This window comes from Sphingorhabdus wooponensis, from assembly GCF_003933235.1.
Classification (GTDB): Bacteria; Pseudomonadota; Alphaproteobacteria; order Sphingomonadales; family Sphingomonadaceae; genus Sphingorhabdus_B; species Sphingorhabdus_B wooponensis.
In genome coordinates this window covers 732,823-747,592 of sequence record NZ_RWJI01000001.1, presented here as the reverse complement: position 1 = coordinate 747,592, position 14,770 = coordinate 732,823, and the positions used below count along the sequence as shown (strand labels likewise).

12 protein-coding genes are annotated in these 14,770 nt (G+C 52.9%); 2 read left to right on the top strand and 10 right to left on the bottom strand.

The features are described 5' to 3' along the window. Positions 1-16: 16 nt before the first annotated feature. Both D7D48_RS03800 and D7D48_RS03795 read right to left on the bottom strand, forming a co-directional pair. A complete protein-coding gene (locus D7D48_RS03800) occupies positions 17-751 on the bottom strand; it encodes a CDP-alcohol phosphatidyltransferase family protein (protein ID WP_245964326.1) in 735 nt (244 codons plus the stop codon). A gap of 32 nt (positions 752-783) precedes the next feature. After that, positions 784-1,518 carry a phosphatidylserine decarboxylase gene (locus tag D7D48_RS03795; protein ID WP_125230022.1) on the bottom strand — a complete coding sequence of 245 codons (735 nt, stop codon included), beginning with the start codon at positions 1,516-1,518 and terminating at the stop codon, positions 784-786. Between the two features lie 154 nt (positions 1,519-1,672). Here D7D48_RS03795 and D7D48_RS03790 point away from each other — a divergent pair, with 154 nt between their 5' ends. Together D7D48_RS03790 and D7D48_RS03785 are read left to right on the top strand one after the other, a co-directional pair. Beyond that, positions 1,673-2,893 carry an NADP-dependent isocitrate dehydrogenase gene (locus tag D7D48_RS03790; RefSeq protein WP_125230021.1) on the top strand — a complete coding sequence of 407 codons (1,221 nt, stop codon included), beginning with the start codon at positions 1,673-1,675 and terminating at the stop codon, positions 2,891-2,893. Positions 2,894-2,994: 101 nt separating this feature from the next. Continuing rightward, positions 2,995-4,755, top strand: coding sequence for a cation:proton antiporter domain-containing protein (locus D7D48_RS03785; protein WP_125230020.1), 1,761 nt, complete (start codon positions 2,995-2,997; stop codon positions 4,753-4,755). On the opposite strand, the gene alaS is transcribed toward D7D48_RS03785, so the two are convergent. The 8 genes from alaS to dapA all read right to left on the bottom strand — a co-directional run bounded on the left by alaS (position 4,752) and on the right by dapA (position 14,764). Continuing rightward, a complete protein-coding gene (gene alaS / locus D7D48_RS03780) occupies positions 4,752-7,394 on the bottom strand; it encodes an alanine--tRNA ligase (RefSeq protein WP_125230019.1) in 2,643 nt (880 codons plus the stop codon). The two genes, D7D48_RS03785 and alaS, sit on opposite strands and share 4 nt — an antisense overlap. 63 nt (positions 7,395-7,457) lie before the next feature. Beyond that, positions 7,458-8,084 carry a glutathione S-transferase family protein gene (locus tag D7D48_RS03775; RefSeq protein WP_125230018.1) on the bottom strand — a complete coding sequence of 209 codons (627 nt, stop codon included), beginning with the start codon at positions 8,082-8,084 and terminating at the stop codon, positions 7,458-7,460. 10 nt (positions 8,085-8,094) lie between these two features. Beyond that, a complete protein-coding gene (locus D7D48_RS03770; protein WP_125230017.1) occupies positions 8,095-8,913 on the bottom strand; it encodes an agmatinase family protein in 819 nt (272 codons plus the stop codon). Between the two features lie 179 nt (positions 8,914-9,092). Continuing rightward, complete coding sequence (gene recA, locus D7D48_RS03765) at positions 9,093-10,172, bottom strand: recombinase RecA (protein WP_125230016.1); 1,080 nt, start codon at positions 10,170-10,172, stop codon at positions 9,093-9,095. A 127-nt stretch (positions 10,173-10,299) separates the two neighbouring features. Further along, entirely contained in the window at positions 10,300-12,426 is a 2,127-nt protein-coding gene (locus tag D7D48_RS03760; RefSeq protein WP_245964324.1) for a hybrid sensor histidine kinase/response regulator, read from the bottom strand. Positions 12,427-12,843: 417 nt separating this feature from the next. After that, a complete protein-coding gene (locus tag D7D48_RS03755; RefSeq protein ID WP_125230015.1) occupies positions 12,844-13,410 on the bottom strand; it encodes a DUF2062 domain-containing protein in 567 nt (188 codons plus the stop codon). Continuing rightward, positions 13,407-13,889 carry an SsrA-binding protein SmpB gene (gene smpB, locus D7D48_RS03750; protein ID WP_125230014.1) on the bottom strand — a complete coding sequence of 161 codons (483 nt, stop codon included), beginning with the start codon at positions 13,887-13,889 and terminating at the stop codon, positions 13,407-13,409. The genes D7D48_RS03755 and smpB overlap by 4 nt, the downstream gene beginning before the upstream one ends. Next, entirely contained in the window at positions 13,889-14,764 is an 876-nt protein-coding gene (dapA, locus tag D7D48_RS03745; RefSeq protein WP_125230013.1) for a 4-hydroxy-tetrahydrodipicolinate synthase, read from the bottom strand. The genes smpB and dapA overlap by 1 nt, the downstream gene beginning before the upstream one ends. Positions 14,765-14,770 lie beyond the last annotated feature (6 nt).

Sequence of the window (14,770 nt, the reverse complement as noted above, 5' to 3'; positions counted from 1 at the left end):
CACTAAGGGGCGGCGGTCAAGTGGCTTCGGCGAAGTTCCGTCGCGCATTCTTAACGCGGGCGTAGCTCATAATGCTCAATGGCAGCAGGGCGACGTAAATGACGCCTACACCGATGAGTGCAACCCACGGCGCGGCGACCAAGGTTGCAGTAAACAGGCCCAAGACCGCCAGTGCCATGAACCGTAGGCTGCGTCGCACCTTGATCGAAGACCAGCTATAGGTTGCGACGTTGGAAATCATCAACAGAGCGCACAGCAAGAGCCATGGCGCAAGAAAGCGATAGTCACGCACCCAATCTGCGCCAGTTTCAAACCAGATCATCATGGGCAACAAAGCCAACGCCGCGCCCGGTGGCGATGGAACGCCCGTGTTGAAACCAGCGGACTTATGCGGTTGGTTTTCGGTATCAATCTGTGCGTTGAACCTTGCCAAACGCAATGCTGCACAGAGCACAAAGAATACAGATATGGTCCAGCCAAACCGCGGCATATCCTGCATAACCCACATATATATGATTAATGCAGGCGTGGCCCCGAAAGCAATCACATCAGAAAGCGAATCCAGCTCCGCACCGAAACGGCTTTCTCCCTTCAGCATCCGCGCGATCCGGCCATCCATGGCGTCGAGCACGCCAGCAATCACGATTGCGGCAACGGCATTTTCCCAACGCCCTTGCATAGCAAACCACGCGCCGGACAATCCCGTACACAACGCAAGCGCAGTGACCGCGTTCGGCGCGAGTGCGCGCAAGGAAATTCCTGGTCGGGAGGGTTGCGCGTCCATCAATGTGCGACGGCGATTAGATCCTGGTCAACACCAAGTTCGGCGAGAACAGTCTCTCCGGCAACGCAACGCTGCCCCTTGATGACGCGTGACGCCGTTCCATGCGGCAAATACACATCAACCCGGCTACCAAAACGGATCAAGCCAACCCGCTGCCCATTGGCAACGCTGTCGCCTTCTTTCACAAAAGCTACGATGCGGCGGGCGACCAAGCCAGCGATTTGCGTAAAGCCGATGCGCACGCCATCGCTGCGTTCCACGAGGAAATGTTGGCGTTCATTTTCTTCGCTGGCCTTATCAAGGTCAGCATTGAGGAATTTACCCGCGATATAGACCACGCGCTTAATAGTCCCGCGAATGGGCGTCCGGTTGATGTGCACATCAAACACGCTCATGAAAATCGATACGCGGGTCATGGGCTGGTCACCTAAACCATCGGATCCGCGCAATTCTATTGGCGGAAGGACTTGTTCAATTAACGTGACAAGCCCATCGGCTGGCGCAACAATAAACCGCTCGTCGATTGGCGTTGTGCGCGCAGGATCGCGAAAAAAGGCCAGTGTCCAAACGGTAACTGCTGCCATTGGCCAAGCTAGCGTTTCCCATGCCATAAAGGCGAAAAACAGGGTTATCCCCGCGGCGATAAGTCCGAACTTGCGGCCCTCAGGATGGACGGGCGGAAACGACCATTTCGCAACTCCAGCGCCCCGGTTTGTCAATTCTTGTCTGCTCATAGACCTTAGCTAGGGGATGCGCCGCCATCTTACAACCTAAGATACAATTTCAGCCATTTTCAGACAATAATTGGGATGCAGTTGAACATATGGCAGACTTTGCTATGGCACCGCTCAAATCGCAAATCTCCCCAGATAGAAAGTGTTTTCTACCATGACAAAAATTAAGGTCAAAAACCCAGTTGTCGAGCTTGATGGCGACGAAATGACACGGATTATCTGGGAATGGATACGTGAGCGACTCATTTTGCCATATCTTGATATCGATCTGAAATATTATGATCTGGGCATGGAATATCGGGACAAGACCAATGATAAGGTCACGGTCGATTCCGCCAATGCCATCCGCGAATTCGGCGTTGGCGTAAAGTGCGCCACGATTACGCCTGATGAAGCGCGCGTTGAAGAATTCGGTCTGCAAAAAATGTGGAAGTCGCCCAATGGCACCATCCGCAACATTTTGGGCGGCGTAGTTTTCCGCGAGCCAATCGTCATCGAAAACGTACCACGCTTGATCCCTGGCTGGACCGACCCAATCGTGATTGGTCGTCATGCCTTTGGCGACCAGTATCGCGCGACTGATTTCCTGGTTCCCGGCCCCGGAACGCTACGTCTCGTATGGGACGGCGATGATGGCCAGAAAATTGACGAAGAAGTTTTCCGTTACCCTTCGCCAGGCGTGGCGCTCGCGATGTACAATCTCGACGATTCCATCCGCGACTTTGCCCGTGCGTCGTTGAACTATGGCGTGACCCGCGAATGGCCCGTATATCTGTCTACCAAGAACACCATCCTCAAATATTATGACGGTCGTTTCAAAGATCTGTTTCAAGAAGTGTACGAAACCGAATTCGCAGCAAAGTTCAAGGAACTGGGCATTGTGTACGAGCACCGTTTGATCGACGATATGGTCGCTTCGGCGCTGAAATGGTCGGGCAAGTTCATCTGGGCTTGTAAGAATTATGATGGCGACGTGCAGTCTGATCAGGTTGCACAGGGCTTCGGCTCGCTTGGCCTGATGACCTCCATTCTGATGACCCCAGATGGCAAGACCGTTGAAGCCGAGGCCGCGCATGGCACGGTTACCCGCCATTATCGCCAGCATCAGCAAGGCAAGGCAACCTCAACAAACCCGATTGCGTCGATTTTCGCATGGACAGGCGGCCTCAAATTCCGCGGTAAGTTCGATGAAACGCCTGAAGTTACGCGCTTTGCCGAAACGTTGGAAGAAGTCTGCATTCAAACCGTCGAAGATGGCCATATGACAAAGGATCTCGCGATCCTCATCGGCCCAGATCAGGCATGGATGACCACAGAACAGTTTTTTGAGCAGGTTCGTGCCAATCTCGAAATCAAAATGGGAAGCTGGATGTAACGCCAGCACATGTAAAAATGTGCGAGCGCGGGAGGCAACTCCCGCGCTTTTTTATTGCCCTGCCCTTTCTTTATCATGCCGCCTGTGCGTAAATAGCCATCATGGCAGGTGAACTACAAACCGAAGGCATTAGCGATCTGCTCGTCATATTGGGTGCGGCGGGCATCGTCATTCCTGCGTTTGCTCGGCTTCGCATCACGCCCATCATTGGTTTTATATTAGTCGGAATAATGGTTGGCCCAATGGGCCTTGGATCCTTGGTGCCCATGTACCCAATGCTCGAATGGGTCACCATCACCAATCCAGAAGCTATTCATCCCATAGGCGAATATGGCATTATTTTATTGCTGTTTTCCATTGGTCTTGAGCTGTCTTTCCGCAGATTATGGAAAATGCGGCGTTTGGTGTTCGGCGTCGGCGCAGCGCAGTTATTTGGCGCGGGCCTTATAATCGCGGCTGGTTTATATGCGTTCGGATATGGCGCGACCGCCGCCATCGGCATTGGGGTTGCACTAGCACTGTCGTCGACGGCCTTGGTGCTTCCAATATCAGGCACGCATTCCGCTGTTGGTAAGTCCGCACTGGCCATGTTGCTGTTCGAAGATTTGGCTATTGTACCCATTATATTCGTTTTGGGTGCCTTGGCACCACAGGCTGGCGCAGATTCATGGTCGGGCCTTCTTACCGTCTTGTGGCAGGGTGGCCTTGTCATCGTCGCGATGCTTGTGCTCGGCCGCTTCTTCTTACCCCGTTTGTTCGGACAAGCCGCGCGCACAAAAAGCCCTGAGCTATTTGTATCGGTCAGCTTACTCGTTGTCATCGTCGCAAGTCTGGCAACAGGCGCTGTCGGCCTTTCGCCCATCGTGGGTGCGATGATTGCTGGTCTCTTAATCGCTGAGACCGACTATCATAACGAAGTAGATGTTATGACTGCACCCTTCAAAGGGCTGGCGCTCGGTGTTTTTCTCATCAGCATCGGTATGCAGGTCGATTTGCGGTTTGTAGCGTCCAATTGGGCCACTTTGGTTGGTGCAGTGGCGGCTGTGGTGCTTGTTAAAGCCGCTGTCACAGCAAGTTTGTTGAAGTTGAACGGGGCACGAACGGGAACAGCGACTGAAACCGGCGTCCTGATGGGTAGCCCGTCCGAAACCACATTAATCGTCTTAGGCGTCGCGGGCGCAGCGCAGATCATCGACGACGCAACTGTTAACTTCTGGCAAGTGGCAACCGCAATCGGCCTCACGATAACCCCGATATTGGCACGTATCGGTCATGATATGTCCCGCCGTCTGGAACTGCGCGAAAGCGATGACGAGGTGTATGAGATAGACCCGGCGGAAGAACCACGAACGGTTGTGATCGGCTTTGGCCGGGTCGGAAACTTAGTGGCCGACATGCTGACCATGCATGGTCAGCCTTATGTTGCCGTGGATTCCAATGTCGACGCGGTAACCGCCGCGCGGCGGGCGGGTTACAAGGTTATCTACGGCGACATCTCACGGCCCGAAACGTTGGATAAATTGAACTTGGGCCATGCCAAAGCGTTGATTTTGACAATGGACCAACCTGTTTTAGCGGAACATATCGTTAAGCGGGTACGTCAATGGTTGCCCGATATCACGATTGTCGCGCGTGCACGCGATTCAGATCATGCCGCGAAACTCTATCAGGCAGGTGTTACCGACGCCGTACCGGAAACGCTGGAAAGCTCGCTCCAGCTATCGGAAGCAGTGCTCGTTGATCTGGGCGTTGCTATGGGCCCTGTAATTGCATCTATCCACGAAAAGCGGGATGAATTCCGGCGGCAAATAAAAGAAGCAGGGGGCCTTGATGAGGCCCCCAAGCTCAAACTTACCTCTTAACCAGCGATTTTTGCCTTTATCGCATCCAACGCGGCCTGTGCCAACTCAGCGCCAGCAGGACCACCACCTTGCGCCATGTCGGGGCGTCCACCGCCGCCTTGCGCGCCCATGGCTTCCGTTGCCGCACGCACCAGGTCAGGCGCGGTCATTGTATCATGCAAGGCAGACGATACAGCCACCACAACCGTATTGCTGTTTTCATTTGCAGCAATGATAGCGACAATACCTGTACCAATGGCCTTCATCTGGTCATCGGCAAGGCCGCGCAGCATTTTTGGCTCAATGCCTGCGATGACCTGTCCCATGAAGGTCACATCGCCAATTTGCTCAGCCTCTACCTTAGGACCGCTACCACCGGACAACGCGAGCGCTGTTTTTGCTTCGGACAGCTCTTTTTCCAACCGCTTGCGTTCGTTCATGAGCGTTTCGATACGCACACCCACTTCGTCCGGCGCTGTCTTCAAAAGTGCGGCGACATTCTTCAACTGATTCTCACGACCAGCAAGCCATAAGCGCGCTGCTTCGCCCGTCAGCGCCTCGATACGGCGAATGCCGCTTGCGACTGCGCCTTCGGAGATGATGGTGAACAAAGCGATGTCGCCCAATGCGTTGACATGAGTGCCGCCGCACAGCTCCAACGAATAATGCGTATCGTCAGTCTTACCCATTGTAAGAACACGGACTTCTTCACCATATTTCTCACCAAACAATGCCAAAGCGCCAGCGGCGACGGCGTCATCGGGTGTCATTAGGCGCGTGGTCACCGCGTCATTGCCACGAATTTGTGCGTTTACGTCAGCCTCGATCAAAGCAATCTCTTGCGGCGACACAGCTTGGTTATGCGAAAAATCGAAACGCAAGCGATCGGGCGCGACCATGCTGCCCTTTTGCGTCACATGCTCGCCCAAACGATGCCGTAATGACGCATGCAGCAAGTGTGTGGCGCTGTGGTTCGCACGCAATGAATTACGACGCTGGGTGTCGATTTTCAGTGTAACGAAATCGCCGACTTTAATCTCACCTGTATTAATGGTGACTTGATGCGCATGCAAACGACCCAAGGGCTTTGCCGTGTCGGTCACTTCGCCGCGCATGTTGCCGCTGGAAATAAAGCCAGCGTCACCCATTTGGCCGCCGCTCTCGCCGTAAAATGGCGTTTGGTTGGTAATGACTGTAACTGTGTCATTCGCAACGGCAGATTGCACTTCTGCGCCATCCTTCACGAGTGCGACCACCTGCCCCTCACCCTCATTGGCGGCATAGCCTGTAAATTCGGTGCTGCCGACACGTTCGGCAATGTCAAACCACACATCATCCGATGCCTTCGCGCCTGAGCCCTTCCATGCGGCCCGCGCCATCGCTTTTTGCGTGTTCATGGCGGTTTCAAAGCCCGCCTGATCAATACCAAAGCCCTGCGCGCGCAACGCATCTTCGGTCAAATCATAAGGAAAACCATAAGTGTCATACAGCTTGAACGCCGTGTCGCCGGCCAAAATATCGCCCGGCGCCATACCTGCCGTAGCTTCGTCGAGCAGCTTAATGCCCTTATCAAGCGTACGACGGAACTGGGTTTCCTCTTGCTTTAACGTCGCCTCAATCATCGGCTGCGCGCGCAATAGCTCAGGATAAGCCGCGCCCATTTCAGCGGCAAGGCTTCCGACCAAGCGGTGCATCAACGGCTCTTTCGCACCAAGAATATGTGCATGGCGCATGGCACGACGCATAATACGCCGCAGAACATATCCACGGCCTTCATTTGACGGCATCACACCATCGGCGAGCAGGAAGCTTGTAGAGCGTAGATGGTCCGCGATGACGCGATGACTGGCCTTCTGATCGCCAACCGCCTTTGTACCCGTCAGTTCCTCAGACGCATTGATTAATGCCTTGAACGTATCGGTGTCGTAATTGTCCGTGACGCCCTGCATGACGGCAGCGATCCGCTCCAGTCCCATGCCCGTGTCAATAGACGGCTTTGGCAATGGCACATCGGTCCCGTCGTCCTGCCGTTCAAACTGCATGAACACAAGGTTCCAGATTTCAACAAAACGGTCGCCATCTTCATCAGGGCTTCCGGGAGGACCACCGAAGATATGCTCACCATGGTCGTAAAATATTTCGCTGCATGGTCCGCATGGCCCCGTGTCACCCATCGACCAAAAGTTATCGTTGGTTGAAATCCGAATGATGCGTTCTTCGGGCAGACCAGCAATCTTGCGCCAAAGGTCGAACGCTTCATCGTCAGTATGATAGACGGTTGTCGTCAACCGCGCGGGGTCAAGGCCCCATTCCTTGGTCAACAATGTCCATGCATGGGTAATTGCTTGCTCTTTGAAATAATCGCCGAACGAGAAGTTACCGAGCATTTCAAAAAACGTGTGGTGCCGTGCCGTATACCCCACATTATCGAGGTCGTTATGCTTGCCCCCTGCCCGCACACATTTCTGGCTTGAGGCTGCGCGCGGCGTTTCGCGGCTTTCAAGGCCCGTGAACACGTTCTTGAACGGCACCATCCCGGCATTGACGAACATCAAAGTCGGGTCGTTATAAGGCACGAGCGGTGCAGACTGCACTATGTCATGATTGGCGCCACCGAAATAATCGAGGAAGCCGCGGCGAATGTCATTGGTCGAAGTCATAATGACTGCGACTTAGGGAACGACTCGCCGCGCTGCAAGCCGGATTGTAGTTTGCCCCCGCTATCACGCATAGGCATAAGGCCCGCCCTTTTGTAGAGCGGCCTGATATGCCTGTCGGGCATGGATTTTTTCAACGAAAGCGGTGAGGTTTGGCAGATTTGCTGCCCGCCCCATTTTAACTGCGGCTTCGGCTGGAAAGCTCATCATAATGTCTGCCCCAGTCAAGCTATCGCCCACAAACCAACCTGTAGCTTTCAATTGGTCTTCCATGAACGCAAAATGGCTTTCAAGCTGCTGATTGATACGCGGATGCAAAGGTGCTGCTGCATCGCCCAACCGCGCAGTGTACAGGTTCAACAAAATTGGTGTCATCGCCGAGCCTTCGGCAAAATGCATGAACTCAAGATAGCGGATATGCGCGTCAGTGCCCCTTGCAGGAACGAGATGCGCGCCATTGTGCCGTTCGCACAGATATTCAACGATGGCGCCGGATTCGAAAATCATTTTCCCATCATCTTCAATCAAAGGCGACTTGCCCAAAGGGTGCATTTTTAAAAGCGCTTCTGGCGCCAGATTAGTCACAGCATCACGAGCATGATGGCAGATTTCATATGATAGGTTGAGTTCTTCGAGCAGCCACAAGATCCGTTGCGAACGCGAATGGTTGAGATGGTGTACGATGATGGTCATGGCGGTGTCCTTATGGATGGTCGTAATTTTGATGCATTTGCGCGGCAATTTCCCGCACGAGCTTGGCCGCGACTATCGCAGTGATGTCGTTCACGTCGCGGGCAGGATTCAGTTCGACTATATCCGCACCAACAATGTGGGCGCGCTGCTTGGCGATAATGGACTGGACTTCGCGCACAGTTAAACCGCCGGGTTCGGGATGGGCCACCCCAGGTGCTTCGGACGGATCGATGCCGTCAAGGTCAACGCTGATATATAATGGGCCATCTAGGATTGGCACCATACCGACTTCGAAATTGAGTATCGGTAGAATTTCAACACTATAAAGTTCAGCTTGGTCGCGGCAGTGCTTATTTAATGTGCGAATGCCGACCTGTATGATACGCTTTGCATGCCCCTCTTCCAATATGCGCGCAAAGGGCGATGCATGGCTGCGCGGATTACCTTCAAAATCAGCATAGAGATCAGGATGCGCATCAAAATGCAGAATGTTCAGCGGTCCATGCCGCGCTGCCAGCGCCGCAACGATGGGATAGGTCACCGCATGATCCCCACCGAGGAATAGAGGGATAGCATCTATATTCGTGCTGTCGGTAGCCGCCTGCATGATCAAGGCATCATCGGCTGCACAGTCAACGTCCGATAGGGGCAAATCGCCGAGATCCTTAAGCTTAACGTCTGTGCCGATTTCAAGGCCGGACTGCGCGGACAGATTGCCCCGGTCGCTCCACAATGCCGCGCGGATGGCCGATGGTGCAGATGCGGCCCCGCGCGCGAACGAACTGTTCTGATCTGTGGGTAATCCGATGAGATGTATGTCAGGCTTCATGCCAACCGTTGTGACCCAGCCATCTTGCCTGTCAAGAACTTAGCGCGGATATCGCGGGCCACGGAACATACGGACTTCAGACCGTCGCCACCATTTTCAAACAAATGGCCCGCCCCGGGGTGGACCAGGGCGGGCCAAAGCTGCGACCTCAGGCAAGACCGCGCTTGTTCGTAAAAATTTTAAATGTCGTCGTCTGCATCTGGTCCCGTCATCAGGACCTCAGCGACCTCTTCTGTCTTGCCGCGAATGGCGGCTTCCAAACGCGCCGCAACTTCAGGATTTTCTGTCAGATAGCTTTTCGAATTCTCACGACCTTGGCCGATGCGAATCGAATCATAGCTAAACCAGCTACCCGATTTTTCGACCAATCCGGCCTTCACGCCCAAATCAAGCAATTCACCCGTTTTGGAAATGCCTTCGCCATACATGATGTCAAATTCGACCTGTTTGAATGGCGGCGCGACCTTGTTCTTCACCACCTTCACGCGGGTCGTGTTACCGACAATATCTTCACCGGCTTTGATCTGGCCTGTGCGGCGGATGTCCAAACGCACCGATGCATAGAATTTCAACGCGTTGCCGCCTGTGGTGGTTTCTGGCGAACCATACATCACCCCAATCTTCATACGAATTTGGTTGATGAAGATGACCATGCAATTTGAACGGCTGATCGAACCCGTAATCTTGCGCAGCGCTTGGCTCATCAAACGGGCTTGCAGGCCGACATGGCTGTCGCCCATTTCACCCTCAATTTCTGCGCGCGGAACAAGTGCCGCCACCGAGTCGATCACGATGATGTCCACGGCGTTTGAACGTACCAAAGTGTCAGCGATCTCAAGCGCCTGCTCACCCGTATCTGGCTGTGATACGATCAAATTATCGACGTCTACACCAAGCTTCTTCGCATAGCCGGGGTCAAGCGCATGCTCTGCGTCAATGAATGCCGCTGTTCCGCCTGCCTTTTGCGCCTCTGCAATTACGTGCAGCGTTAATGTCGTTTTACCCGAACTTTCAGGACCATAAATTTCAATCACGCGCCCCTTAGGCAATCCACCAATGCCAAGTGCAATGTCCAACCCAAGCGAGCCGGTCGACACTGCGTCGATGCTAATCGCCTCACGACTGCCGAGCTTCATCGCCGAGCCCTTGCCAAATGCGCGGTCAATCTGCGCCAAAGCTGCTTCTAGAGCTTTTTCACGTTCCGAATTTTTCATACCGTTTGCCTGATTCCCATCAATTATCTTGAGACTTGCTGCCATTTTTCCACTCCTTTAGCGTCATGCCTATTCCGAACGACTTCATCGGAACAGCTATTATGTACGCCTTCTGTTCCAAAAGAACAAGAGTAGAACAAAAAAATTTATATATTGTATTTCAGTATCTAACCTAATCCACCTTCGCAATCGCATCGTGAACAGCTTCAGCAATCTGCCGAACGGAAAACGGCTTAGCTAGAAAAGCGACATTGTCGAGACTGATCGTTTCGCGCAATTGTTCCTCGGCATAGCCGGATATGAACAGCAACCGGATTTCACCATAAGTTTCGCGCAACCGCCGCGCCATTGATGGGCCATCCAAATTAGGCATTACAACATCGGAGACAACGAGATCGTAGCGCTTTCCGGTCGCGAACATCTCGAGTGCTTGCGCCCCATCATTTGCGGTCTCAACCTCATAACCTTGCCGCAATAGTGCCTGCTCGGTTACCGCGCGCACCATATCCTCGTCTTCGACAATTAAAATCCTTCCGCTGCCCCAAAATTCTCTTTGCTTGTACAGTTCGCGTTTACCAATATCCGCCACAGGCGTATCGCCTCGGTGGACAGGCAAGAAAATGTCAAACCGCGTGCCTTTTTCCGGTTGGGAATCTGCAAAAATAAACCCGCCCGATTGTTTGACGATGCCGTAGACAGTCGACAGACCAAGCCCAGTACCTTTGCCTAATTCTTTGGTCGTAAAGAATGGTTCGAATATTTTTGACAAATTTTCTTTTGGTATCCCAACGCCATTGTCTTCGACAGATAGCTGCACATAATCATCAATTGGCAAAAAATCTCTGCCCATTGCGGTAACTTCGCGTTGGCTGACGGCTGCCGTTCGGATGTGCACGACACCCCCTTTGGGCATGGCGTCACGCGCATTAAGACCCAAATTGATAATGACTTGTTCAAGCTGCCCTGGGTCAGCCCGCACAGCACCAATCCCGTGTCCATGATGCACCTCAAGCAGAACCGTTTCACCTAAAAGCCGCTTCAACAGGCTGGAGACATCGGCGACGACATTCGCGAGTTGTAAGACTTGCGGGCGTAAGGTCTGTTGCCGCGAAAAGGCGAGTAACTGACGTGTAAGGCTGGCTGCACGGTTAGAGTTATTCTTGATCTGCTGGATATCGTCATAATCGCTATCGCCGGGCTTATGTCGCATCAGCATTAGGTCACAATAACCAATGATCGCAGTCAGGATATTGTTAAAGTCGTGCGCTACGCCACCTGCAAGCTGACCAATGGATTCCATCTTCGTCTGCTGCGCGACTTGCCGTTTTAGGGCGATCTCTTCGCTATCATCCTTCAGTCCCAGCAGCACCGCAGCATCACCTAGTCCGCGCACGCCTGCAATTGACAAAGCGATGACCTCGTCTGGCCGTTCTTTCAAACGGATCGCGAGATCGCCAGAGGTCATTGACCCGCTTCCATATCTGCGAATGCTGTCGAGTACCGCTCCTTTATCCTCGCTGATAACAAGGTCAGCAGGATAAGGTGATAGCTTATGTAGCTCAACGTCTAGAACACGCGCGAAGGCCTTATTAGCAAACAAAAACCGTCCATTGCGATCAACCAGCGCCAGTCCAAGTGGAAGCGTCGACAGCAATTGCTCCACATGCGTCAGCGCCAAACCACGATCAACTCTCGTGCCTTCTTCATCGACGGCCAAGATAAGGAAAGTGCTCTTGGCATTTTCTGCGTCCAAAGGCACCTGCAGCAACCGGATTGGTAAACCGCCCAGCCCCTCACGCTCAAAATATACACTGCCTTGCTCATCCATTTGCACAAAATCGGAAAACAGCCGACCAAGGATAGTATCCCGATCCGTGCCCGACGCGCGTAATGCAAAAGTGGCATTGGCGGCACACACTCGGCCGTCGGCGTTCACGGCGACAGCCATAACCCCATTATTAGACAACACGCGGCCGATATGCCCCGTGATCATTGCAATTGCGGCGCTTTCAATGTCGCTTTCTTCAATTTCCTCCAATTGCCATAACAGATATGCGTCGGACAAACCGGCTCGATCAACCTGTATGCTATAGCTTCGGCCCTGAATTACGATCGCTGCGATATTCGCGCTTCCGTCGCGCCATGCCGTACGAGTAACAGCATCCAATAATGCATGATTAGCGTGATCAAAGCCCAGATCTAGTGGTGCTTTCAATCCCGGAAAAGCGTTCGTGAAATGGTCGTTAGCGCAAACTAAGCTCCCAGTCTCGTCGCTTATCGCAATAGCAGCATGGTTCATCTGAAGCGCCGCATGGGTTATCGACCAGTCGGGGACTGAAAACGCAGGGGGGCTTTCGATAACAGGGCCCACGTAAAAATAATGTATCAACCCAATCGAAACACCAATTGCACCAGCACAAAAGCCGAGCAGAATAATATTTTCTGTCGAAAACCATATAATTGCGAGAGATATTATAATCACCAGTGCAAAGGCGGAGAGCTTTGGAACATCCCGCCGCGAAACCGCCTCGACATATCTGCCAAGTATCTGAGGATAGGTCGGCGGCGACATCTTGCTCAAAGCGACCCCTTAGCTAATAAAATCGTAATGCTTAGTCTTACGTCACTGTTTACCATGCCCTTGGGCTGGAACGCATCCTATAATTTGTCAAGATGAGCAGCATCCGTGCAGGTTATGCGTCAAATCGTCTGAAATTTACCTATCCGACGAAAGTGATTTCGACCGACGGCGCCATTTGGCACTTATGCGCCACCGCCAGAACCATGCGGCAGCGAAGTATCCAACAACAGCTGCACCGATTGAAATAATCGCAAGTCCGGCTATCCCTTGAACAAGTGCGAGCGGCGCCTCGTTCCAGACATAGTCGCCCCATGCAGATAAAGGCGCAGCCGTTTCAATGAGTTCATAAAAACGCCCAGAACCATTGTTGAGCCGTAAAACCGATTCACCAACATAAATTGACCCGAACAAGATAAACGGCGTGGTCGCGGGCATACTGAGAAACGTCATTGCCGCGCCAATTGGAATATTGGCGCGGAAAGGCAGCGCCAAAAGCGCAACACCGGCAATCTGTACGCCAGGGATGAGCAAGAAAATACCCACTAGCAAGCCAAGCGCAACGCCGCGCGGCACCGAACGGCGCGTAAATCGCCACAGTGCCGGGTGAAAGACGCGTTGTGCAAAAGGACGCAGAAAACGGCTGCGTTCAAAGCTATCGCGCGTCGGCGCTTGCTTATGTAACCAGACGTTGAATTTGCTCATCCACGATCCCGCATGATTCGTCCTTGTTCCCTCTTCCAATCGCGCTCTTTTTCCGTAGCACGCTTATCCGGCGCTTTTTTGCCCTTTGCCAATGCCAGTTCCACTTTAGCCCTGCCCCTGCCATTGAAATAAATCGACAGCGGAACAAGCGTCATGCCCTGCCGCATCACTGCACCATGCAGCTTATTTATTTCACGTTCATTAAGCAGCAATTTGCGCGGGCGCTTTGGTTCGTGATTGAAACGGTTGCCGTGGCTGAATTCAGGAATATTGGCATTAATCAACCAAATTTGATCGTCACGAACTTCGGCATAGCTCTCGGCAATTGATCCTTCGCCAAAACGAAGTGACTTTACCTCTGTACCCGTCAAGACGATGCCAGCTTCATATTTGTCATCAATATGAAAATCATACCGCGCCCGTCGGTTTTCGGCGACCGTTTTGACTTTGTTAAATGCTTCTGGCTTTGGACGAGTCATTAGATAAGACCTGCATTCTCCAAAGCGGCATCAACTTGACGGCAACTCACATCACTCGGGGGCGTCATCGGCAAACGCAACTCCGTTGGAAAGCCTTTGATGACACGCGACAACGCATATTTGATTGGACCGGGCGACGCGTCAGAAAACAACGCCAAATGGAGCGGATAGAGCTTGTCATTCAGCTCACGCGCCAAATCATAATCACCGGAGGCGCAAGCCGCCTGAAACTCCGCACACAACTTCGGAGCGACGTTCGCAGTGACCGAAATACAGCCTTTTCCACCCGCTGCGTTAAACGCTAACGACTGTTCATCAACGCCGGACAACAAACAGAAATCTGGACCACAGGCCAAACGGTGATCGGTGACACGTGGCATATCGCCACTAGCGTCCTTGATGCCGATTACAGTTGGTAGCTTTGCCAGACGGGCGACGGTTTCCGGCTTGATATCGGTCACTGTGCGCGCGGGCACATTGTAGAGCAATATCGGCAAATCATTCTTTTTCGTCATATGTTCGAAATGGGCGTAAATGCCCTCTTGATTTGGACGGTTGTAATAAGGGGCAACCACAAGCCCAGCCGCCGCGCCGCTTTTCTTGGAAAAATTAAGGTGCAAGATAGCATTGTTTGTGTCGTTTGAACCGCAACCCGCGATAACAGGCACGCGACCGGCGGCTTGCTCGATGCATACCTCGATAACGCGATGATGCTCCGCATTAGACAGCGTGGACGCCTCACCAGTCGTACCAGCAGGCACAAGCGCGCTGGAGCCTTGCTCAATTTGCCAATCGATTAACGCACGAAAGTGCTTTTCGTTAAACGCTCCGTCGCAAAAAGGAGTCACTAGAGCCGGTATTGATCCGGAAAACATATCATA

Bases quoted from the DNA above. Each gene is read 5' to 3' on its own strand.
- D7D48_RS03760 (WP_245964324.1), bottom strand. From the start codon at position 12,426: ATGAACCATGCTGCTATTGCGATAAGCGACGAGACTGGGAGCTTAGTT.
- D7D48_RS03755 (WP_125230015.1), bottom strand. From the start codon at position 13,410: ATGAGCAAATTCAACGTCTGGTTACATAAGCAAGCGCCGACGCGCGAT.
- smpB (WP_125230014.1), bottom strand. From the start codon at position 13,889: ATGACTCGTCCAAAGCCAGAAGCATTTAACAAAGTCAAAACGGTCGCC.
- D7D48_RS03785 (WP_125230020.1), top strand. From the start codon at position 2,995: ATGGCAGGTGAACTACAAACCGAAGGCATTAGCGATCTGCTCGTCATA.
- alaS (WP_125230019.1), bottom strand. From the start codon at position 7,394: ATGACTTCGACCAATGACATTCGCCGCGGCTTCCTCGATTATTTCGGT.
- D7D48_RS03790 (WP_125230021.1), top strand. From the start codon at position 1,673: ATGACAAAAATTAAGGTCAAAAACCCAGTTGTCGAGCTTGATGGCGAC.
- dapA (WP_125230013.1), bottom strand. From the start codon at position 14,764: ATGTTTTCCGGATCAATACCGGCTCTAGTGACTCCTTTTTGCGACGGA.
- recA (WP_125230016.1), bottom strand. From the start codon at position 10,172: ATGGCAGCAAGTCTCAAGATAATTGATGGGAATCAGGCAAACGGTATG.
- D7D48_RS03795 (WP_125230022.1), bottom strand. From the start codon at position 1,518: ATGAGCAGACAAGAATTGACAAACCGGGGCGCTGGAGTTGCGAAATGG.
- D7D48_RS03775 (WP_125230018.1), bottom strand. From the start codon at position 8,084: ATGACCATCATCGTACACCATCTCAACCATTCGCGTTCGCAACGGATC.
- D7D48_RS03770 (WP_125230017.1), bottom strand. From the start codon at position 8,913: ATGAAGCCTGACATACATCTCATCGGATTACCCACAGATCAGAACAGT.